This is a genomic window from Bifidobacterium choerinum, assembly GCF_002761235.1.
Lineage (GTDB): Bacteria > Actinomycetota > Actinomycetes > Actinomycetales > Bifidobacteriaceae > Bifidobacterium > Bifidobacterium choerinum.
The window spans coordinates 2165148-2186695 of record NZ_CP018044.1; the positions used below are offsets into that span (position 1 = coordinate 2165148).

Below are 21548 nucleotides of genomic sequence, written 5' to 3' on the forward strand. Positions count from 1 at the left end.
CTTTATCAGGTCATGCATGTGCCGACGCCGCCGACGCTGCGACGACGTCCTGTCTTCACTAAGTTTCCAGTGTACCGCTTCGGGCTCCCCGCAACCGCCTATTTGGCGCGTGGATGAGCGGTGATGTACGTTTCGATGAGCGCTTCGGGGCTGATGTGCGTGTAGATCTGCGTCGTCTTCACCGACGCGTGCCCGAGCAGCTCCTGCACGGTGCGCACGTCCGCGCCGCCCTGGATGAGGTGCGTCGCGAACGAATGCCGCAGCGTGTGCGGGTGCAGCGACCGCGTGATGTGCGCGCGCTCGCCGGCGCGGCGGATGATCTCCCACACCGACTGCCGCGACAGCCGCCTCCCGCGCAGGTTGAGGAAGACCGCGCGCAATTCCGGCGCGCCCTTCGCCTTCTCCTGCAGCGGCGTGCGTCCGTATCTGAGGTAGGCGTCCAACGCGTCGCGCGCGTAGTCGCCGAAGGGCACGAGCCGCTGCTTGTCGCCTTTACCGGTCAGCCGCACGACCTGCTCGTCGAAGTCGAAGTCGTCGAGGTTCGTGCCGACGGCCTCGCTGACGCGGCAGCCGGTCGCGTACATGAACTCGAGCAATGCGTCGTCGCGCAGTCCGGCGGCGTCGTCCGTGCCCTCGGGGCGCGCCGCCTTGAGCAGCGCGGCGACCTCGTCGACGTCGAGCACGTCCGGCAGCGCCGACCCGGCCTTCGGCGCCTTCACCTGCTGCGAGACGTCGTCGTCGACGAGATGTTCGCCGAGCATGAAGCGGTGGAACATGTGCACGCTCGCGAGATGCCGCGCGCGGCTCGTCGCGCTCTGCCCGTCGATCGCGAGCGACTGGATGAAGGCCTCGACGTGCAGCGGCGTGATCGCGCGCGCGTCGTCGATGCCGCGCGCGTCGAGCCACTGCAGATAGCGGTCGAGGTCACGTTCGTACGCTTCGACGGTCGCCTTCGCCAATCCGCGTTCGACGTCGATGTACGCGAGGAACTTCGACTCCGCCATCCGCAGCCCGTTCGCCATCCCCATCCTCCTTCGCCGATGCCGTCTGTTCCTATTTATATCCGTTTATATCCGCCGACGCACCCCGCTGCGGCCCGTCCACCGCCGCACGCCGGCATTCCGCAGGTGCCGCACCTACGAACGACCATCCGCAGCCGATCACACGGCATTCCATTGGCGACGCACCCACAGAATGCCAACTGCGACAACTGATGTGGCATTCCATTGGTGACCTCACCCGTAGAATGCCGTCTGCAGCATCCGACACGGCATTCCATCGGTGACGCACATGCAGAATGCCAGCTGTGCCAGCTGATGTGGCATTCCGTAGGTGACCTCACACACAAACGACCACCTGCGGCACCCAATACGGCATTGCTTTGGTGACTCACCCACAAAACGCCACAGGCGTCCGCAGTCGTCCAGCCGACGCGGCCGCCATAGCCGTCGACGGCTATGCGAAGAGCCGAACCCGCGCGAGGTGGGTTCGGCTCTTGAAGCACGCTCCGCCGCGGCCGGCCATCGTTCGATGCGCCGGCGCGTCGGCATGGCGTCCTCGGCTCAGGCGGCGACCGGAGCGTTGACGTCCTCGGGCAGCGCGGCCTTCGCCTGCTCGACGATCGTCTTGAACGTCTCCGGATCGTTCACGGCCAGATCGGCAAGCGCACGGCGGTCGAGTTCGATGCCGGCGAGGCGCAGGCCCTGGATGAAGCGGTTGTAGGTGATGCCCTCGTTGCGCACGGCGATGTTGATGCGCTGGATCCACAGCTTGCGGAAGTCGCCCTTACGCGCCTTGCGGTCGCGGTAGTTGTAGTTGAAGGAGTGCAGCAGCTGTTCCTTCGCCTTGCGGTACAGGCGGGAACGCTGGCCACGGTAGCCCGAGGCCCTATCGAGTACTGTACGACGCTTCTTGTGGGCGTTCACTGCGCGCTTGACACGTGCCATTGTTGTTCCTCAGCTTTCTTTCTTGAAACGATCTCGACTTGCCGGTCTCAGCCCAGCAGGCCCTTCATCTTCTTGGCCTGCGACGTCGGCAGAGCGGAGTCGCGCTTCAGGTCGCGGCGCTTGTGAGCGGACTTGTGCTCGAGGTTGTGGCGCATGCCGCAGCCAGCGTGCATGAGCTTACCGGAACCGGTCACACGAACGCGCTTGGCGGCCGCGGTCTTTGTCTTCATCTTCGGCATTGCTGCCCTCCTTGTTGTTACTTCGTTGCTGAAGTCTCGGTTGCTTCGGCGACGACGGCTTGTGCTTCCTTCGCCTCCTGGGCCTTGGCCTCCTGCTTGGCGGCGAGGCGGGCGGCCTGGCGCGCCTGGCGTTCGGCGCGGGATTCCGCACCGCGGCGGCGCTGCTCGGACTGCGTGTGCACCTTCTTGCCCTTCGGGGCGAGGGTCATGATGATGTTGCGGCCCTCCTGCTTCGGCGCGGATTCGATCGTTCCCGAATCCGAGACCTCGTCGGCGAGGCGCTGCAACAGCTCGACGCCGCCGATCGGGCGCGACTGCTCGCGTCCGCGCAGCATGATCGTGACCTTGACCTTGTCGCCTCCGTTGAGGAAGCGCTCGACGTGGCCCTTCTTGACTTCGAAGTCGTGTTCGTCGATCTTGAGGCGGAAACGGATCTCCTTGATTTCCGCGGTGCTCTGGTTGCGGCGCGCTTCGCGCTGCTTGATCTTCTCGTTGTACTTGAACTTGCCGTAGTCGATCAGCTTGGCAACCGGAGGCTTCGCGTTGGGTGCCACCTCGACGAGATCGAGGTTCGCTTCCTTGGCCAGGTTCAGTGCGACGGAAGTCGCGATGACCCCCACCTGCTCGCCGTTCGGTCCGATAAGGCGCACCTGTGAGACGCGAATCTCGTCGTTAATGCGTGGTTCGTCGCTAATGATGACTCCAATCCTATGGTTTCCTGCAGTGGTCACGCCATCCGGGCGTCATCATGATCGATGCACAGGCATCGTGGAACACCGTCGATCATCCGATCTGCCGTTCCCTGCCGCGCGACGCCGTGCCGGACATGCCGTCCACCGGCCGCGCGCAACGCCGACGCCGTGACGAATCACCGCGAAGGCCGTGCCTATGACCCGAAGTCATGATGAACTTCCAGGTGGGTTTCCCACTTTCTTGATTTCTCAAGCCTGAACGATAATACCACATCCCCGGACTTTCGCGACACGGCCGTCTGCGGCGCGCCGTCCGCACGTCCATATCCGTCATCCTCTACTGCACGGCGCGCAGCAGCCCGCCGATGCCGTCACGTTCGAGGATCTCACGGTACGGGCCGGCCTGTTCGGCGATGATGCCGTCGATAGCGCGCATGCCGAGCAGTTCGACCGGCGCCTTGTCGTCGGTGAGCACCGTCGCGTCCGCGTCCACGGCGACCGGCCGGAACACTGGGTCGACCTGCCGCACCGCGCGGTCGAGCCGCGTGCCCCCGGCGCGCATCGCCGCGATCCGCTGCCCGATCGACGGCGACGACGCGCCGGCGCGCCTGGGCGCGAACAGTTCGCGGTTCGTCGTGTTCGGCACGTCCGCCGTCACGATGTTGCCCGCGCCGAACACCGACGCGATCGTGTCGGTGAGCGCCTCGTTGATCGAGCCGTGTCCGTCGCTGATCATGTTCATGTTGACGACCATGACGCCGCCGTCGGCCAGATGGCCGTAGACGAGCCGGAAGAACTCGCGCGAGCTCATCTGGAACGGGATCGTGATGTCCTGATACGCGTCGACCATGATGACGTCGAAGCGCTCCTTGCTCGCGGCGAGCCATGCGCGCCCGTCGTAGGTCGCGACGTCGATGTCGCTCGGCTCGTCGAAGTACTCGCCGGCCAGACGCGTGATCTTGCCGTCTATCTCGACGCCGGTCACCTTCGTCTGCGGCGAGTGGCGGCGCAGCGCACGCGCATAGGTGCCGGCGCCCATGCCGAGGATCAGCGCCGAGTCGGCGTGCGTCGCGAGCGCCGGCGCGGCGAGCGCGACGTCGTAGTACATGCCGGTCGGCTCGTCGCTCTTCATCGTCACCGACTGCACGCCGAAGAGCACGTTCGTCGGCAGGATCGTGCGGTCGGGCAGGTTCTGCACCTGCAGGTAGTTGTACATCGACTCGCCCTCGTAGGCGAGCGTGTCCTTGTTCATCCAGAACGCGAAGCCGGTCATCGGCGAACACAGCGCCGAGATCACGAACAGGACGACCGAGACCGCGCAGGCGACGCGGTGCGCGTGCGCGGACAGGAAGTAGACGATCGGCAATGCGAGCAGCGCGCCGGAGAAAATAAGGAACGTGACGAAGGTGCCGACGGCCGGGATCGTCACGAAGGTCGGCAGGAACGTGCCGAGGATCGAGCCGACCGTGTTGCATGCGGACAGCCTTCCGACGACCGACGCGTTGTCGGCGAGCGACGTCGTCGCGAACTTGTTGAGCCCCGGCGTCACCGTGCCAGCAGGAACAGCGGCGGCACGAAGATGACGATGCAGCTGACGAAGGCCGCGACGACGAGGAAGTTCGTCGACACCGTCACGATGAGCGCGCCGGAGACGAGCAGCACGATGTACTTGCCGACGAGCGGCACGAGCGCGATCCAGACGGCGGCGACGAGCACGCGCATGTACAGCCTGTCCAGATCGGGGTCCCTGTCCGCCCAGCAGCCGCCGAGGACCGCGCCGAGCGCGAGCGCGATCATGATCGTGCCGATGATGATCGTCCACACGATCTGAGAGCTCGAGAAGTACGGCGCGAGCAGCCGCTGCGCGCCGAGCTCGGCGGCCATGACGGCCATGCCCGAGAAGAACTCGGTGACGTACAGGAACACCTTGGACTTGAGGATCGGACGCCTGACGTCCTCGTCGCCTTCGACCTGCATCGTGCCTCCCTCTTGTCTCCCTCGCACGGGCCGCGCGCATATCGGCGTGGGCGCGGGCCGCGATTATCATCGAAAATCATAGCAAGCGAGGGAATCGAGGGACCATGCCGCATCCATCATCGTCGTCACGGCCGCCGTCGCCGGTCTGCGTCGTCTTCGGCGCCGGAGACTACTACGGCGCACCGCAGATGCCGCCACGGGGCGCCTTCGTCGTCGCCGCGGACGGCGGCTACGACCAGGCGCGCGCGTTCGGCGTCGAAGTCGACGTCGTCGTCGGCGACTTCGATTCGACGTCGACTGCGCGCGAGGCGATCGGCGCGCGCACCGTCGCGCTGCCGTCGCAGAAGGACGACCCGGACCTGCTGAGCGCGCTCAAGATCGGCTGGAGGCACGGCGCGCGCGAGTTCCACGTCTACGGCGCGCTCGGCGGCCGCGTCGACCATACGATATCGAACATCCAGCAGACCGCGCTCGTCGCCGCGCACGGCGGCATCGCCTATCTGCACGGCGACGGCCGCGTCGTCACGGCGCTCGCCGACGCCGCGCTCGAATTCCCGGCGCATGCGGTGCCCGCGACGCGGTACGTCTCGGTGTTCGCGCACACCGACGTCGCCGAGGGCGTGTGCGAGGAAGGTCTCAAGTACGGGCTCGACGACGCGACGATGACGAACCTCGAGGTCAACGGCCTGAGCAACGAGTTCGTCGACGGCCTCGCGTCGCGCATCGCGGTGCGCCGCGGCATCCTAATCGTCGTGTTCGACGACGCGGCGCCGCTGCCGGCGCTCGTCGGCGCGCATGCGCACGGTGACCTCGGCGCGCCGTCGACGCAGGTCACGTCGGCGCTCGTGCGGCGCTGAGCGCGGGCGGCATATGCGACGACGACCGCGGCGTCCGACGGCCTCGCGCGGCGGCGTGCGACGCCGCGCGCACGTAGCACGATGTGCATACGTTCGCACGGCAATTGCAACTGTTTTCGGCGCGCGCGGAGAATGGCCTAAGTCAAGCAAAGCCATTAGAGTGAGAGTCGTTGGTTAACCAAGCCGAAGGGCGTGCGAACGTCCCGAAGCTGTCCCCAAGGGAGAAACTACATGACAGTTAAGATTGGTATCAACGGCTTCGGCCGCATCGGCCGCCTCGCGTTCCGCCGCATCTTCGAGCTGCAGGAGAAGGGTGGCGAAGCCGCCGACATCGAGGTCACCGCGATCAACGATCTGACCTCGCCGGCCGCTCTCGCCTACCTGCTCAAGTACGACAGCACCCACGGCGTCTTCAAGCACGTCGACGGCACCCCGGTCGACGTCAAGGCCACCGACACCGCCATCGTCGTCGATGGCAAGGAATACCCGGTCTACGCCGAGCGCGATGCGCGCGACCTCAAGTGGGTCGCCAACGACGGCGTCGAGTTCGTGCTCGAGTGCACCGGCTTCTACACCTCCGCCGAGAAATCCCAGGCCCACCTGGACGCCGGCGCCAAGAAGGTCCTCATCTCCGCCCCGGCGAAGGACGAGACCACCCCGACCGTCGTCTTCGGCGTCAACCACGACATCCTCAAGAAGGACGACAACATCGTCTCCGCAGGCTCCTGCACGACCAACTCGATGGCCGCGATGGTCAAGCTGCTCAACGACAAGTGGGGCATCAAGGCCGGCTTCATGACGACGATCCACGCCTACACCGGCACCCAGATGATCCTGGACGGCCCGCGTGGCAACAAGACCGGCCGTGCGCTGCGCGCCGCCGCGGTCAACACGATCCCGCATTCGACCGGCGCCGCGAAGGCGATCGGCAAGGTCGTCCCGGAGGTCAACGGCAAGCTGCAGGGCCATGCCCAGCGCGTGCAGGTCCCGGACGGCTCGATCACCGAGCTGTTCACCGTCCTCGACAAGCCGGCGACCGCCGACGAGATCAACGCCGCGTTCAAGGACGCGTTCGAGAACTGCGACTACTACGGCTACAACGATGACGAGATCGTCTCCGGCGACATCATCGGCGACACCCACGGCGGCGTCTTCGATCCGACGCAGACCGACGTCAACGCCGTCGACGGCGTGACGATGGCCCGCACCGTTGCCTTCTACGACAACGAGTACGGCTTCACGTCGAACATGGTGCGCACGCTCGAGTACTTCGCCGAGCTCTCCGAGTGAGTCACCTCATGTCATGCTGATGCCTGAACGGCATCGCTGACGGCAGGGGCTTTCGCTGATGCGAAAGCCCCTTTTTCGTTGCCCTGTGGCCGCCCTACACTGGTGCCATGGGCAAGAAGAAGCAGAAGGCGGCCGCGACGCCGGCGATCGCGCAGCTGGAGAAGGCGGGCGTCACGTTCACGATCCACGAATACGAGCACAGCAACGACGACGCGGAGGGCTACGGCCTCGAGGCGGCGCGCAAGCTCGGCTACGACGAACGGCAGGTGTTCAAGACGCTGATGGCGGACACCGGCGACGAACGCGTCATCGGCATCGTGCCGGTCAACGGCCATATGAGCCTCAAGGAGCTCGCGCACGCCGTCGGCGCGAAGAAGGCGGAGATGGCCGATCCGAAGGTCGCGATGCGCGAAAGCGGCTACGTCGTCGGCGGCATCTCCCCGCTCGGCCAGAGGACGCGGCACAGGACCGTGCTCGACGCCTCGGCGATGAACTTCGACGTCATCCTCGTCTCAGGCGGCAGGCGCGGCCTGAGCCTCGGCGTCGACCCGCACGACCTCGTCGACGTGCTCGGCGCCACCGTCGCGCCGATCGGCACGACGAACAAATCGTACTGAGCGCGAAGCGCGGTGCGCGCCGGCCGGCGCACCGCACAGGTCAGCGCCGCGCGCGCAGCTCCTTCGGCAGCACGAAATGCATGTTCTCCTGGATCGTCTCGACGGCATCGACCTCGGTGAAACCGAGCCCGCGCAGCCTTGCGACGACGCCGGCGACGAGTTCGTCGGGGACGGATGCGCCCGACGAGACGCCGACCGCGTCGACGCCGTCGAACCATGACGGATCCATCTCGTCGGCGTCGTCGACGCGGTGCGCCTCGCCGCGCGCGCCGAGCGCCTCGTTCGCGACCTCCATCAGCCGCACCGAGTTCGACGAGTTCGCCGAACCGACGACGACCATGCAGTCCGCCTGCCGCGCGACGAGCTTGACGGCCTCCTGCCGGTTCGACGTCGCATAGCAGATGTCCGAGCTCGGCGGCAGCTCGATCCACGGGAAGCGCCGTTGCAGCGCGGCGATGACGTCAGCCGTCTCGTCGACGCTGAGCGTCGTCTGCGTGAGCAGCACGAGCTTCGTGCCCGGCGCGAAGTCGAGGCCGTCGACGTCGGAGGCGTGCTCGATCAGATGCACATGCTCCGGCGACTCGCCGACGACGCCGACGGCCTCGTCGTGGCCGTTGTGCCCGATGTAGACGATCTCATACCCCTCGCGCACGAAGCGCAGCACCTCGCGGTGCACCTTGCCCACGAGCGGGCACGTCGCGTCGACGACCGCCAGCCCGCGCCGGTCCGCCTCGCGCTGCACGGCCGGCGATACGCCGTGCGCCGAAAACACGACCGGGATGCCGGCGGCCGCGGCCTCGTGGGGAATCTCGTCGAGCTCCTCGACGAAGACGGCGCCGCGGGAGGCGAGCTGTTCGACGACATGCCGGTTGTGCACGATCTGCCGGCGCACGTAGACCGGCGGCAGTCCGTCGGCGCGCGGCCCATGCGCGGCCCTGAGAATCGTGTCGACCGTCTGGATCGCGCGGTCCACCCCCGCGCAGAACCCGCGCGGATTCGCCAGAATGATGCGTCGTGCCATGTCCTCGGCCCTCCTGTTTCGAAACGACTCCCCACGATAGCAAACGACGTACACGTCGCAGCCGACGACGACTATGATGGCTCGGTGAATCATCAACCCTCCGGGGTGGCCGCGCCTGACGCATGCGCGGCCGCCCCAGGCAACCAATGGAGCATGCCATGTCCCTGACAACCAATCTGCCGCCGCGCACCGGCGACCAGTACACGATCGAGCACGGCCGGTACCGTGCCGTCATCACCGAACTCGGCGCGACGCTGCGCGTCCTGACCTGCGACAGCGTCGACGTGACCGTTCCTCTCGGCGCGAACGACATCGTCGGCTGCTGCGAAGGGCAGCTGCTCATCCCGTTCCCGAACCGCGTCGCCGGCGGCCGCTACGGCTTCGACGGCGTCGACTACCAGCTGCCGATCAACGAGCCGGACCGCGACAACGCGATCCACGGCTTCGCGAAGGACCAGTACTGGCGTCTCGAACGGCTCGACGAATGCGAGGCGACGCTGTCGTGGCGCATGCCGCCGGCCCCCTACTACCCCTTCGACCTGCTCGTCACCGTGACCTACACGCTCGACGACGACGGCCTGCACATCCTCGTGCGCGCGCACAACCATTCCGACCATGCGGCGCCGTGGGCGCTGGCGATGCACCCGTGGATCGCGAACGGTCTCGACGGCTACGGCGACGAGATCGACGCGCAGAACGCGCAGTGCACGCTCGAAATCGGCGCCGCCACGCATGTGCAGGTCGACGATGACCTCATCCCGGTCGGCACCGAGCCGGTCGACGGCACGAAGTTCGACTTCCGCACACCGCGCGCGCTCGACGAACAGCCGTACGACGACGCGCTCACCGACGTGCGCCACGACATGTCCGGCAACGCGACGGCGACGCTGACGCGTCCGGACGGCAGGCGCGTCGCCGTCGGCGGCGACGCGACGATCACGTCGTTCCAGATCTGCACCGGCACCGGCTTCCCGGCGGCCATCCGCCCCGCCGGCGTCGCCGTCGAACCGCAGACGGCGTACGCGAACGCGTTCAACACCGGCATCGACCTGATCCGCATCGAACCCGCCCAGACGAGCGAGACGCGCATGTTCATCGGCATGCTCGACTGAGCCACGTCGGCACGCCATGCGATAATCCTGTAGGCTAATCAAGGCTAGCATTGATTGTTCTATCCAAAGGAGTCCATCATGGGAATGCGCGGACGCAAGCGTAAGGCTCGTCGCAAAAAGGCTGCGAACCACGGCAAAAGGCCAAATGCCTGATTCGCCGGGTTCGTTCTGAACAACGCGAAAGAAGGCCCCTTGGGAACCGAGGTTCCCAAGGGGCCTTCTTTCGTATCCGCGGACCGTTCACTGCCCGTCGGCGCCATGGTGGCGCACGACGGTGTGCGTGACGACGGTATGCGTCACATGGGCGTGCCCGCAGCAGGCGTCGAGCGTCATCCTGAGCTTCTCATAGAGGCATTCGGGCGCCTCCTCGGGCCTCAGCACCGCGCGCATCGCACGGATCATCATCTGCTCGTAATGGTCGCAGCAGGTGTCCGGATCGAAGCAGTCGCCGCCGCTCGCTTCCTTGTTCGCATCGTTCATCTCGTCGTTTCCCAGTTGTTCCCGTCCGGGCCGTTCCTCCGCGTTCATCGCGCACCGCCCTTCGCCGTATTGTCCACGAGTTCGTGGTCGCTATCAGATTCAACGGTCTTCGACGTCTTTTTATTTCCGCTGACGACGGCGACAACGTCGGCGGCAGGCTTGCGGCCGCGCCGGCGCGTCGTCTTCGCGCCGTCCGAGCCCTTGCCGTAGCCGCGCGCCGCCGCGTATTCGGCGAGCTCCTTGCGCAGCTGCGTGCGCGCGCGGTTGAGCCGGCTCATGACGGTGCCGATCTTGATGCCCTGCTCGTCGGCGACCTGCTGGTACGACTTGCCGTCGATCGCCGCGTCGATGAACACCTGCCGGCGTTCCTCGGGCAGCTTGTTGAGCGCCGCCATGATCTCCTCGGGCGCGAAGGCCTCGAGATACTCCTGCTCCGCCGAGCGCAGGCCCTGCGAGGCGTGCTCGGAGGCGGCGTAGATGTCCCAGTCGTCGTATTCGCCGGTCGAGTCGTTCGCCCGCTGCGGACGGCGCTTGGCCTTTGCGTACTGGTTGAAGAAGGCGTTGCGTTCGATCGTCGTCATCCACGCCTCGAAGTTCGATCCCGGCTTGAACGAGTCGAAGGCCTTGAAGCCGCGTTCGAAGGTGTCCTGGACGAGGTCCTGCGCATCCTCCGGATTGTTGGTGAATTTCATCGCCTGACGGTAGAGCGCGTTGACGGCGGGCATCGCGAGCTTCTCGAAGCGCGCGCGCTTGGCCTCCATCGTCTCGGCTTTCGTCTCTTGTTCGGTCACGCCTTCCATTGTACGCAGACCGCACGCGGATCCGGGCGCTCAAGCCCACGGCGTTATGGTCCGCCGCAGGCCGAGCCGGCGGCCCGATGCAAGCCGCGCGGTAGAATGCTTGGACGACATCACCGGGTACCTCAAGGAGCGCACGAGCCATGACGCTGACATTGCAATCCGCAGCCGCACTGCTGGGCGAGCACGATCTGCTGCGGGAGATCATCACACCGGACCGCTGGACCGACTTTGCGTCCACGATCCCCGATTCCGACGTCCCCTTCGCGCACATCACCTACGACTCCAAGCAGATCGAGCCGCACACGCTCATGTGCTGCAAGGGCAACTTCAAGGCCGAATACCTCGACGGCGCCGACGGGCGCGGCATGGCCGCCTACGTCGCCGAACACGACTACAGCGGCGTCACGCGCGCCCCCGGCCTCATCGTCGACGACGCGAGCAAGGCGCTCAGCCTGCTCTCCCAGGCCTTCTACGACTATCCGGAACGCGAGCTCAAGCTCATCGGCGTCACCGGAACGAAGGGCAAGACGACGACCTCATACTTCACGCACGCGATCATCAACGCGATGAGCGGCAACGAGTGCGCGCTGTTCTCCTCGGTCGACAACTGCGTCGACGGCGTCCACTACGTCGAATCCGACCTGACGACGCCCGAATCGCTCGACGCGGCGCGCATGATGCGCGAGGCCGTCGACAACGGCATGCGCTACCTCGTCATGGAGGTCTCCTCGCAGGCGTACAAGGTCAACCGCGTCTACGGCCTGACCTTCGACGCGGCCGCGTTCCTCAACATCTCCCCCGACCACATCAGCCCGATCGAACACCCCTCCTTCGAAGACTACCTGCACTGCAAGCGCCAGATCGTGCGCAACACGCACGCGCTCGTGCTCGGCGTGCCCGGCGACTACGCGAATCTCGTCGCCGAGGACGCGACGATCGCGAACGTTCCGGTCACGACCTTCTCGATCGACGAGGCGACCGCCGACGTTACCGCGCAGCCGATCGACGACACGCACACGACCTTCCTGTTCACGCAGGGCCAGCCGATCGGCGAGCTGAGCCTCGCGCTCGAAGGCGACTTCAACTACGCGAACGCCTGCGCGGCGCTCGCGCTCGCGCAGATCGTCGGCATCGACATCCACGATCCGCGCGCGTTGCAGTCGATGGCCGACGTGCGCATCGCCGGCAGGATGGAGGAGACGCGCGATCCGCAGTCGGACACGGTCGCCATCGTCGACTACGCGCACAACTACGCCTCCGTCAACGCGCTGCTCGACTTCGTCGAACGCAAGTACGGCGCGCGGCGTCCGCGGATCACCTTGCTCACCGGGTCGGCGGGAGACAAGGCGCTCGACCGCCGCCGGGAGATCATCGAGGCCGCGCAGGACCGCGTGCAGCGCATCATGCTCACGACCGAGGACACGAACACCGAAGATCCGATGGCGATCGCCGAGGAGATGCTCGGCTACGTGACGAATCCGGACGTCGACGCGTCGATCATCATCGACCGCGCGGGCGCCGTCGAGGACGTCGTCGCCGAAGCGCGAGAGCATGACGGCTTCGACGTGCTGCTGCTGATCGGCAAGGGCGACGAACGCTGGATCAAGATGCACAACAGGCATGTGCCGTACGAGGGCGACTCGAGCATCATCAGGCGTCTGTTCAGCTGAACGCGCCGGACGCGCGCAACGCTTAGAATAGGGACGCCAAGGAACGAAAGGACATCATGATCACGATCGAACGCGTCAGTCCGCAGACGATGGAACGCGAGGCCGACGCCAACGGCATCGAACTGCCGATCGAGCAGACGTCGGTGTGGGCGGACTTCCAGGCGGGCGTCGAGGGACGCGCGCCGTGGGGCTGCCTCGTCATCCGCGACGACAACGCGGTGGTCGCCGTCATCTCGCTGATCGACATGGAGACGCACGGCTACCACTATCTGCGCGCGATGCACGGCCCGGTCTGGAAGACGAAGCCGGACGAGCGGCTCGAACAGGCGGTCATCGCCGAACTCGTCGACTTCGTCAAATCGCATGACAGGCATGTCGTGTTCCTGCGCATCGACACATGGTCGGACAGGAACACGTATCCGGTGCTGTCGACGGTGCCGTACAACGAGACGGTCGTGCTCGACATCACCGGCGGTGACGAGGAGCTCCTCGCGCGCATGAAGAAGCGTGGCAGGCGCGACGTGCGCAAGGCGCTGCGCGAATCGCCGGCGACGTGCGCCGACGAGACCGCGATCGCGACGAAGGACTTCACCGACTACTACGCGGTCATGGTGGAGACGGCGAAGCGCGACGGCTTCATGCCGGCGCCGATGAGCGACTACACGGACATGATCAAGGCGCTCGGCCCCGAACACTGCCGCGTGTTCGGCGCGCGCATCGACGGCAAGGTCGTCGCATGGACGATCGTCACGCTGCAGGGCAGGACCGGCGTCTACTACTACGCGTCGATGCTCACGTCCGTCAAGCGGCAGCATGTGCCGGACAAGCTGCTGTACACGGTCGCCTGCGAGCTCGGACAGATGGGCTACGAGAAACTCGACCTGATGGGCATCGGCAACGACTTCGCGCCGTCGCTCAAGTCGCTCAACGAGTTCAAGACGAAGTTCTCCGACACCACGACGACGATCGCCGCCGGCCGTGACGTCCCGATCAAGAAGACGTTCTACAAGTCGCTGCGGCTGCTGCAGGACGTGCGCCGCGCGCTGCGCCCGAAGGTGCACGGCAACGCCGAGAAGGCCGAGCAGCGTGAGGCCGCCGAGAAGAAGGCCGCCGCGCAGAAAGCGCAGATGAAGGCGGCGCAGCAGACGAAGGCGCGGACGGTGGTTGATGTAAGGCAGGAGGCGTCCCAGGCCGCACAGACGAAGACCGATGCGAAGCAGCCCCAGACGGAGGCCGTGCAGGCAGTGCAGGCGGCTGCCGCATCCGTCCCGCAGCAGACGACGCAGCAGCCCCAGATGCAGACGGAGACCGCGAAGCAGCCGGCACAGACGGAAAAGACCGCCGCCGAGCAGCAGGGAGACTCCGCCAAGTAGTCTCCATTCTCCCACTGCGCTGTGCGGGCCGGCGACCTCTTCACGGTCATCGGCCCGCTTCCATGTCTTTCAAATGGCGGTATGTGATCGATCCCAACAACAGCTGCCGCCTCAACCTCTACCAACGGCGGTATGTGATCGGACTCAGCCACCGACTGCCACCACAACCTCTACCAACGGCGGTCCATACGTAAGTTCACCTACAAAATGTCACGCCGCAAATCATCGACGGCATTCCATGAGTGGCACACCTACGGAATGCCATCCTCCACCCCATCGATGGCAGTATTCGCGTAGCCTCACCTACAAAATGCCACCATTCAACCCGACAATGGCATTCCACAGGTGACCACACCGACAGAATGCCATTGATCATCCTGCAGACGGCATTTCATAGGTGGCCGTACCAGCAGAAGACCATTCACCGCCACACCAATGGCAATATCCGCGTAATCTCACCCATAGAATGTCACAGATCACTCCGGCGACGGCAGTATTTGAGTGATATCACCTACAGAATGCCGCCACGCAGCCCATCAGCGGCGCTCTACGAGTGAATGTGCCTATGAAACGGTCAGTGAAGACGCATGGCATCGCCTACGGAATGCCACTGCACCATGACAACGGAACTGCACCATGACAACGGATCGGCATATGACTGAGCCACAGCCACTGTGTCATTCCTGCGACACCGATGCCCGGCGCCATACCGACATCTTGTTTTCCACATGGTTATCCACATTTTTCCGCTAAGACCGCCGGTTATCCACTTTTCGGGCGCGACACACCCTTCCGGTCACATACCCCGTTCACGCTTGCGTTCCGATGCGCGACGTTCGTACCGTCGTGGCATGAACAAGGACACGCAAATCGAAGAGCTTCTGGACGCCGCGGAACGAGAGGGCCGGTGCGCGATACCGGCCGACGCAAACATGCGCCGCAAGTGCGCCCGCCGCTTCGCATCGGGCGAACTCATCAACCCATACCCGCTGCTGTACATTCGCGCCGATGTGTGGGAACGACTCAATCCGATCAAACGCAAACGAGCCATCGTGAGAGCATTGTCGACGATCCATCCGACATGGGTCTTCGCCGCTGAAAGCGCCATCTGCATGTTCGATATCGAGCAGCCCTACGAGATCCATCGGGATGGCGAACTGACGATTGCCTCTCCTGCACGCAGCAGCACCTATGTCTGCATCAAACACGGTTTCGTGAAGCGCACACTGTACGTTCCCGATACGCCGACGACGATGTCCGGCGGCGTGCAGGTCACATCCCTCGCGCAAACCTTGTTCGACTGCGCCCGTCTGCTACCGTTCGAGCTTGCATTGCCGCTCGCCGATTCGGCGATCAGGGGCGGTGGCTTCGACATCACGTCGCTGACGCAATTCCCTGTCTCATCTCTCGACGATGCAAACAGAATCAACGCCATTGTCACCCACGCCGATCCTCGCAGCGACAACGGCGCCGAATCGCGGGCGCGCGCCGTCATCGAGGAGGGCGGCTATCTGCCTCCCCAACTGCAGTATCCGTTCCCCAACCCGAACAATCCCGACTTCCCGTTGCGCGTCGACTTCGCATGGGTGTTCCCCGACGGATCCATCATCGTCGGTGAATACGATGGCATGGCGAAGTACGGTGCGACATGGACCGAAGTGAACACGCATGTGAGCATGCAATGCGAGCGCGATGATCATCTCAGGGCATGTGGTGTCACGAAAATCGTGCATTTCAACTTCGACGACATCATCCATCGCGAACGTCTGTACCGCAAACTCGATGAGGCTGGCGTCCCCCGCATTCGCTGATTTGCGGCACCCCGCACAAGGTCGATCTAAGAGTGCGTCCAACTCGCAAAACGCCTTCCGCCGACCTGCAGGCGGCCATCTACGAGTGAGCACGCCTACAGAATGCCACTGCACATGCCGCCAATGACATTTTGCAGGCGGGCACACCCACAAAACGCCAATTCCCAGTCCACGAATGGGATCCCCTCGGTGAGCCGCCAATGGAATGCCGTCGTACACATCAGCAACGGCACTCTATGGGCAACCGCACCCACGGAATGCCATCCATCAACCCAGCGACGGCATTCTGTAGGTGGGCACACCTATAGAATGCCATCTACCAGCCTATAGACGTCATTCCATAGGTGAGTCACCAACAAAACGGCGCCACACATGTCAGCGGCGGCATTCCACGGGTAACCTCACCAACGGAATGCCGTCGCTCAACCCATCGGCGGCATCCTATGGGTAACCTCACCCACAGAATACCGCCATATAACCAACAGACGGCATCCTATGGGTAACCCCACCCACAAAATGCCGCCGCTCAACCCATCGGCAGCATTCTATGGGTGTCACACCCATAGAATGCCACTGACGGCGGCTCAATCAGTTTCCTGCTGCGCCGTCCGCGCCATCGTCCGCATCGTCCGCATCGTCCGCGCCGATGATGCCGCGCACGTCGAAGACGTCGAAATCGGTGTCCTCGTCGGATTCGTATTCACGCTCGGCGGCGTCCATCTCCGCATCCGCAGACGCAACATCCGCAGACGCAGCATCCGAGGCACCGCGCGCCTCGGGCGTCACCGCGACCTGATGCACACGCTCCTCCTTCGTCTTCTGCAGATCCGGATGAATCGATTCCTTGAGCAGCATGCGCGCGTCGCCTGCGGTGACGAAGCTGCCGCAGATGAGCACGCCGTGCCCGTAGCCGACGCCGAGCTCGTCGTCGGCGTCCACACGGTTGACGGCCTCCTGAATCGCGTCGGGCAGCGACGGGATGCAGGTGACGCGTTCCGGCCCGAACACGCCGCGCGCGATCTTCGCGAGCTTGTCCGCCGGCATCACGCGGTCCCTCCACGAGTTCTCGGTGACGATGAGCTCGCTGACGATCGGCTCGAGCACGCCGAGATACTCCTCGACCTGCTTGTCCTCCATCATCGCAACGACGGCGACGAGCTGAGTGAAGTCGTAGTTCTCCTCGATCGCCGCGCGCAGCGCTTCGGCGGCGTTGACGTTGTGTCCGCCGTCAATGATGATCGTCGGCGAGTTCCTCACCTGTTCGATGAGTCCCGGAATCTTCACCGAGCTCAGCGCCTCGGCGACCAGATCGCCGTCGAGCGCGCCGGTGACCGGGATGACGACCTCGGCCGCGCACAGCGCCGCAAGCGCGTTGTGCGCCTGATGCTCGCCGAACTTGTCGAGCGGCACGTCGGCGTAGGTGCCGTTCGGCGTGTGCAGCGTGATCACCTGTCCGCCGACGGCGGGCACGCGCGTGACGACCTCCGCTTCCACGCCGTCGCGCACGAGCGTCGCATGGTTCTCCGCGGCCGCCTGTTCGATGATCGGCATGACCTCGTCCTCGTGCGGCTGCCGGCCGATGATCGCCGTCGAGCCCTGCTTGATGATGCCGACCTTCTCCTGCGCGATCTGTTCGACGGTGTCGCCGAGCCACGCCATGTGATCCATGTCGATCGGTCCGATGACGGCGGCGTCCGCGTCGAGCACGTTCGTCGCGTCCCAACGTCCGCCCATGCCGACTTCGACGATCGCGACGTCGACCGGCGCGTCCGCGAACTTCCAGATCGCCATCGCCGTGAGCACTTCGAAGAAGCTCATGCGCGGCGCGCCCTCCTCGTCCATCTTCTTGTCGACGAGCGCGACGAAGTCCTTGACCTGATCCCACAGGTCGACGAAGTCGTCGTCGGACAAACGCTGCCCGTCGATCGCGATGCGTTCGTTGACGTGTTCGAGGTGCGGCGACGTGTACAGGCCGGTGCGCATGCCGTACGCGCGGCAGATCGCCTCCGCCATGCGCGCCGTCGACCCTTTGCCGTTCGTGCCGGTGATGTGGATGACGCGGAACGAGTCCTGCGGGTTGCCGAGCAGGTCGAGGATCATCTTCATCCGTTTGAGGTCGAGGTTCGTCGTGTTCCTCTCGCTCGGACGGCTCATGATGTCGCGTTCGACGTCGTGGATGCTGCTCTTGTCTGCCATGCGTGTTCCGCCCTTCCCGCTGTCTGCGTCAGCGATTGATACAACCGTCCATTCTATGCCCGTGCCAGACCGTCCACCGCGAGCGCACGCTATGGTGTTTCCTACATGGTTAAACATGGGGGGCGGTATGGATGACGATGTGAGCATGGCAACGGATCGGCGGTACACGCTCGGCATTGTGGACAACGACCCGCTGGTCGCCGATTTCCTCGCGCATGGTTTCGCGAACACACCGATGGACGTGCTGTGGGCGCTCACCGACGCCGGGCAGGCGCTGACCCGTTGCGGGCAGGAAGGCACTCACCCCGCAATCGTGCTCACCGACATCGAAATGCCGGGCATGAACGGACGTGAGCTGTTCCATACACTGCGCGAACGCCACCCCGAAATGGTGGCCATCGGCATCTCCGCATTTCCCGACTTGGTCGCCGAACCCGGCCTAGTGGTGCTGCCCAAGGAATCGCGGGTCGAGGAGATCGTCCGCCTGGCGGGCATGCTGCTGCACGACGATTCGCTGACCCGCTGGTTCCCGCAGAGCCCGCACGCCAACCCGCTGTCCGACGCCGAACTGCGGGCGCTCGATTGCTATGCGCAGGGCAAGACAATGCTCGCCATCTGCCACTTGATGAACGTGTCCGAGTCGAGCGTGAAAACATTCGTGAAACGCGCATGCAGAAAGCTGAACGTTCATTCACGCACCGAAGCGATCGTAACTTGTGTGCGCAACAATTGGATTTAGGGGCACTCATGAACACACTACGTCGCGCTTTGACAAATCACAGCGTAATCCTCATTGCCGTCTGTTGCTGCGTCGCGTTCTACTGCATCGAATGGCTGATGGTATGGCATCATCTTTCACTATTTGAAACTATATTCAGCTGGTTATTCCTACTCCTCACCATTGCGATTGCATGGAAACCAATTGTATTCAGCATTGTGATCTGCGTCTTTACGGCAACGGCATTCCTACTGCCTTTCGTCGTGCACATGCCCACCATATTCTGGAGCGCCTAGGTAGCACTCGGCGTTCCAGGAGCCGAGATCCGACCACGCTGGTCAATCCCCATAGGTGTGACGGTCGCCGCCAGTACCGCAACACTCACCATGTATCAACAGCAAATGACCACAGCCAGTGCCGTAACGTTCGTTTGTTCGTTTCTGCTCGCAAATATCATGGGCATAATGCTGCGCTGCAATCGCAAATACACCCAAAAGAAATATGCCGAACAGCGCCAAGGGGAACAGCCTCAGCTGCTCTCAACACTGCATGACGAAGTTGCCGGATCATTATCATACATGCCACTGCTCTGTCGCAGCATGCAAGACTCACCCGGCGACAGCACAACGCAAACGCCCCTGCCGACAATCATTGCAACACTTGAAGATACTTTGCAAACACTGCGAAACCATGTGATCACGCCGTTATCGGCAAGCACGGCCGCCGCCTTACGCGATGATTCGCATAATCCAACCAATGGATATACACAACTATGCCAAAACATTATCAAACAGCAGCATAGACTCGAAACCGCTCATTTCAAAGGATCCATTATTTGCACCAGCAATCCCGAATCTCAATTGGCAAACGTCGTCAATTCAATGCGCACTGAACTGTGTAACAACATAATGAAGCATGGAAGTGACTCATACATGGTGCAGATCACCTTTACGACCGCCATCGCGGTGAGAATCGTCACCATCAACGATATGCGCATCGAAGAACACGACAAGCCTCAGTGCTCGAACCATGGCTTGACGATGCTACAAAATCGCGTGGAATCACTCGGCGGCGCTGTTGCCATGGTAGACGAGGACAACATCTGGATAACGACCATCGCCATCCCGGCTAGTATTTTGCCACACAACCATTCAAGAAACGGCGGACAGGGAACGATATACGCAATGACGCCGTCAATGTGTTCCATACCTACCTGTAGAGCCTCGCTGACAGCATATGGAGCCAGACCAACAATAAGCACAATGGATAATAAAATGGAAAGAATCGATTTCATCAGCATACCCACCTCAATAGAAGATTGAAAACCATAAATCAAAAGAATTATTACAGATAATCAGAAATGATAGGATATGCAGTCCATTCACCTCAGCAACCGACTGCATATCCTGTCAAACGGTAAAACCAAACCGCAACATGGGTTCAAGCACGCGCAGTTCTACATACCTCAATTATGATTGCAACAAGGTTGATTAGTAGGCATTTTAGCATGTTTTTTCACGCTATTGACCACATTACACAGTGCGACAACATCGTATCGCAAGTAATCAAACTCATGTCCATTGACACCCAACTGAACCCACTTCGTCGTATTGGAATTATTCTTCCAACTCCAACTTGCACCTCCATAAACGGTATGACTACCATCAAGGGAAGCATGCACATTGGCGTTGGCAAAAGGCCAAGAACTCAGCATCGACGCCGCCGCTGACGCTCGCCGCCACAGTGGTGGATTCACTAGCCTGTCCTGTAAAGACTATCCCGGGAGCCACCCAATGTTTAGGCGCACTGCCCGTCATGAAAAAAGTGGTGTGATTTGTGACGTTTTGATGATGCCCGACTTCCGGACAGGCCATCGGCATAATACCATCGCCCTCATCGGCAAATGCCGTCGCCGGGAATAGCACCAGCATCGAGGCGACGATGACGCATGTCACTTTCTGCAGCGTTTTCATTTCAGTTCTCCTGATCATCTTTGATTTCGTAGACGACTACAAGCACACGTCCACGCCCTGCATCGACCGTGACGCCAGTGGCTCCAGAAAGCTGGCTCTCGGCCATTGAAACCGTTCCTGAATCCCCCAACTTCGGACAGCCTTCCACATGCACCATCTGCCGATACCGCCTCCCCTGCTGCATACCGATGTCAAACGGCACGTCGTGCGCAGGATCGCAATAATAGGTGATAGCGTACGCGGTGGCTGGAGCACCATCGACTTCAGCAATGGGAACGGTCTTGCGACCCTCCACCACGGCGGAACCAAGGAATCTTCCAGCTTCGTCACCATATACATACTCGACGTATGCACGAAGCGCCTTGGGCGTGAACTCGGTACGCACTGAGTTCATCAAGGAACCCTCCTGCGTATCCACACCAACCGAAGTCGTCGACGCCGGCGAATCCGTCGAGCGCTGCGCGCATCCAGCGAACGACATCGCCACCAGAACCGCCAACACACCGACACAAATTCTATTTGCATATCGCATATGACGTATGGCAGCCTCTTTCGAGATCTGTGTTTTATTCCGTTCTTATGAACGGAATAATTCCATTTCAACACCAATGAATTACGCATTCAACCCATCGTTGTCCCCCAAATAGTCAATTTTCGCTAACCACCCATAGGATCGCCTGCTCATTCCATTGGACGACGGTAAAGCTGGCCCCACCGCACGGCGCTGTACGGACATATATCGACGAGGGCGAATGGACGACCTTGTCACGTTGCCC

General features: G+C 63.0%; 21 protein-coding genes and 1 pseudogene. 10 read left to right on the top strand and 12 right to left on the bottom strand.

Annotated features, from left to right (window positions below; genetic code table 11):
• Nucleotides 1–98 precede the first annotated feature (98 nt).
• The 6 genes from xerD to BcFMB_RS09005 form a co-directional block, all read right to left on the bottom strand.
• Nucleotides 99–1022 (bottom strand): site-specific tyrosine recombinase XerD, encoded by a 924-nt coding sequence (gene xerD / locus BcFMB_RS08980; RefSeq protein ID WP_024540587.1) that lies wholly within the window; start codon nt 1020–1022, stop codon nt 99–101.
• 540 nt (nt 1023–1562) lie between these two features.
• Nucleotides 1563–1946, bottom strand: coding sequence for a 50S ribosomal protein L20 (rplT, locus tag BcFMB_RS08985; RefSeq protein ID WP_024540588.1), 384 nt, complete (start codon nt 1944–1946; stop codon nt 1563–1565).
• Between the two features lie 47 nt (nt 1947–1993).
• Nucleotides 1994–2185, bottom strand: a complete 192-nt coding sequence (gene rpmI / locus BcFMB_RS08990; protein WP_024540589.1) for a 50S ribosomal protein L35 — start codon at nt 2183–2185, stop codon at nt 1994–1996.
• A gap of 17 nt (nt 2186–2202) precedes the next feature.
• On the bottom strand, nt 2203–2916 hold the full coding sequence (infC, locus tag BcFMB_RS08995; RefSeq protein WP_024540590.1) for a translation initiation factor IF-3: 714 nt from the start codon (nt 2914–2916) through the stop codon (nt 2203–2205).
• A 298-nt stretch (nt 2917–3214) separates the two neighbouring features.
• On the bottom strand, nt 3215–4426 hold the full coding sequence (locus BcFMB_RS09000) for a fused MFS/spermidine synthase (protein WP_198405416.1): 1212 nt from the start codon (nt 4424–4426) through the stop codon (nt 3215–3217).
• On the bottom strand, nt 4423–4854 hold the full coding sequence (locus tag BcFMB_RS09005) for a spermidine synthase family protein (RefSeq protein ID WP_029675357.1): 432 nt from the start codon (nt 4852–4854) through the stop codon (nt 4423–4425). The genes BcFMB_RS09000 and BcFMB_RS09005 overlap by 4 nt, the downstream gene beginning before the upstream one ends.
• 104 nt (nt 4855–4958) lie before the next feature.
• On the opposite strand from BcFMB_RS09005, the gene BcFMB_RS09010 reads away from it, so the two are divergent.
• The 3 genes from BcFMB_RS09010 to ybaK all read left to right on the top strand — a co-directional run bounded on the left by BcFMB_RS09010 (nt 4959) and on the right by ybaK (nt 7618).
• Nucleotides 4959–5711, top strand: coding sequence for a thiamine diphosphokinase (locus BcFMB_RS09010; RefSeq protein ID WP_099721603.1), 753 nt, complete (start codon nt 4959–4961; stop codon nt 5709–5711).
• A gap of 231 nt (nt 5712–5942) precedes the next feature.
• Complete coding sequence (gene gap / locus BcFMB_RS09015; RefSeq protein ID WP_024540592.1) at nt 5943–7001, top strand: type I glyceraldehyde-3-phosphate dehydrogenase; 1059 nt, start codon at nt 5943–5945, stop codon at nt 6999–7001.
• Nucleotides 7002–7108: 107 nt separating this feature from the next.
• Nucleotides 7109–7618: a Cys-tRNA(Pro) deacylase gene (gene ybaK, locus BcFMB_RS09020; protein WP_099721605.1), complete on the top strand. Its 510-nt coding sequence runs from the start codon at nt 7109–7111 to the stop codon at nt 7616–7618.
• Between the two features lie 40 nt (nt 7619–7658).
• Here ybaK and BcFMB_RS09025 read toward each other — a convergent pair whose 3' ends face one another.
• Nucleotides 7659–8693 carry a 4-hydroxy-3-methylbut-2-enyl diphosphate reductase gene (locus BcFMB_RS09025; protein ID WP_257790241.1) on the bottom strand — a complete coding sequence of 345 codons (1035 nt, stop codon included), beginning with the start codon at nt 8691–8693 and terminating at the stop codon, nt 7659–7661.
• A 104-nt stretch (nt 8694–8797) separates the two neighbouring features.
• Here BcFMB_RS09025 and BcFMB_RS09030 point away from each other — a divergent pair, with 104 nt between their 5' ends.
• A complete protein-coding gene (locus BcFMB_RS09030) occupies nt 8798–9751 on the top strand; it encodes an aldose 1-epimerase family protein (RefSeq protein WP_099721607.1) in 954 nt (317 codons plus the stop codon).
• A 78-nt stretch (nt 9752–9829) separates the two neighbouring features.
• A complete protein-coding gene (locus BcFMB_RS10105) occupies nt 9830–9904 on the top strand; it encodes a 50S ribosomal protein bL37 (protein ID WP_369803150.1) in 75 nt (24 codons plus the stop codon).
• An 87-nt stretch (nt 9905–9991) separates the two neighbouring features.
• Here the strand turns inward: BcFMB_RS10105 and BcFMB_RS09035 are convergent, their stop codons facing one another.
• On the bottom strand, nt 9992–10231 hold the full coding sequence (locus BcFMB_RS09035) for a hypothetical protein (RefSeq protein WP_024540596.1): 240 nt from the start codon (nt 10229–10231) through the stop codon (nt 9992–9994).
• Between the two features lie 44 nt (nt 10232–10275).
• Nucleotides 10276–10992 (bottom strand): sigma-70 family RNA polymerase sigma factor, encoded by a 717-nt coding sequence (locus BcFMB_RS09040; RefSeq protein ID WP_162146634.1) that lies wholly within the window; start codon nt 10990–10992, stop codon nt 10276–10278.
• A gap of 179 nt (nt 10993–11171) precedes the next feature.
• Between BcFMB_RS09040 and BcFMB_RS09045 the strand changes: the two genes are divergently transcribed.
• The 3 genes and pseudogenes from BcFMB_RS09045 to BcFMB_RS09055 all read left to right on the top strand — a co-directional run bounded on the left by BcFMB_RS09045 (nt 11172) and on the right by BcFMB_RS09055 (nt 15885).
• On the top strand, nt 11172–12701 hold the full coding sequence (locus BcFMB_RS09045; RefSeq protein WP_099721608.1) for a UDP-N-acetylmuramoyl-L-alanyl-D-glutamate--2,6-diaminopimelate ligase: 1530 nt from the start codon (nt 11172–11174) through the stop codon (nt 12699–12701).
• 56 nt (nt 12702–12757) lie between these two features.
• Nucleotides 12758–13750 (top strand): annotated as a pseudogene (locus BcFMB_RS09050) (lipid II:glycine glycyltransferase FemX); the annotation flags it as partial.
• Between the two features lie 1175 nt (nt 13751–14925).
• Nucleotides 14926–15885, top strand: a complete 960-nt coding sequence (locus tag BcFMB_RS09055) for a hypothetical protein (protein WP_157775246.1) — start codon at nt 14926–14928, stop codon at nt 15883–15885.
• A gap of 588 nt (nt 15886–16473) precedes the next feature.
• On the opposite strand, the gene BcFMB_RS09060 is transcribed toward BcFMB_RS09055, so the two are convergent.
• On the bottom strand, nt 16474–18081 hold the full coding sequence (locus BcFMB_RS09060) for a bifunctional folylpolyglutamate synthase/dihydrofolate synthase (protein WP_099721610.1): 1608 nt from the start codon (nt 18079–18081) through the stop codon (nt 16474–16476).
• Nucleotides 18082–18208: 127 nt separating this feature from the next.
• On the opposite strand from BcFMB_RS09060, the gene BcFMB_RS09065 reads away from it, so the two are divergent.
• Both BcFMB_RS09065 and BcFMB_RS09655 read left to right on the top strand, forming a co-directional pair.
• Nucleotides 18209–18820 (top strand): response regulator transcription factor, encoded by a 612-nt coding sequence (locus BcFMB_RS09065; protein ID WP_099721611.1) that lies wholly within the window; start codon nt 18209–18211, stop codon nt 18818–18820.
• A gap of 380 nt (nt 18821–19200) precedes the next feature.
• Nucleotides 19201–20121, top strand: a complete 921-nt coding sequence (locus BcFMB_RS09655; RefSeq protein ID WP_157775249.1) for a hypothetical protein — start codon at nt 19201–19203, stop codon at nt 20119–20121.
• Nucleotides 20122–20463: 342 nt separating this feature from the next.
• Here BcFMB_RS09655 and BcFMB_RS09075 read toward each other — a convergent pair whose 3' ends face one another.
• Entirely contained in the window at nt 20464–20772 is a 309-nt protein-coding gene (locus BcFMB_RS09075) for a hypothetical protein (RefSeq protein WP_099721613.1), read from the bottom strand.
• A 1-nt stretch (nt 20773) separates the two neighbouring features.
• A complete protein-coding gene (locus BcFMB_RS09080; protein WP_152595887.1) occupies nt 20774–21304 on the bottom strand; it encodes a hypothetical protein in 531 nt (176 codons plus the stop codon).
• Nucleotides 21305–21548 lie beyond the last annotated feature (244 nt).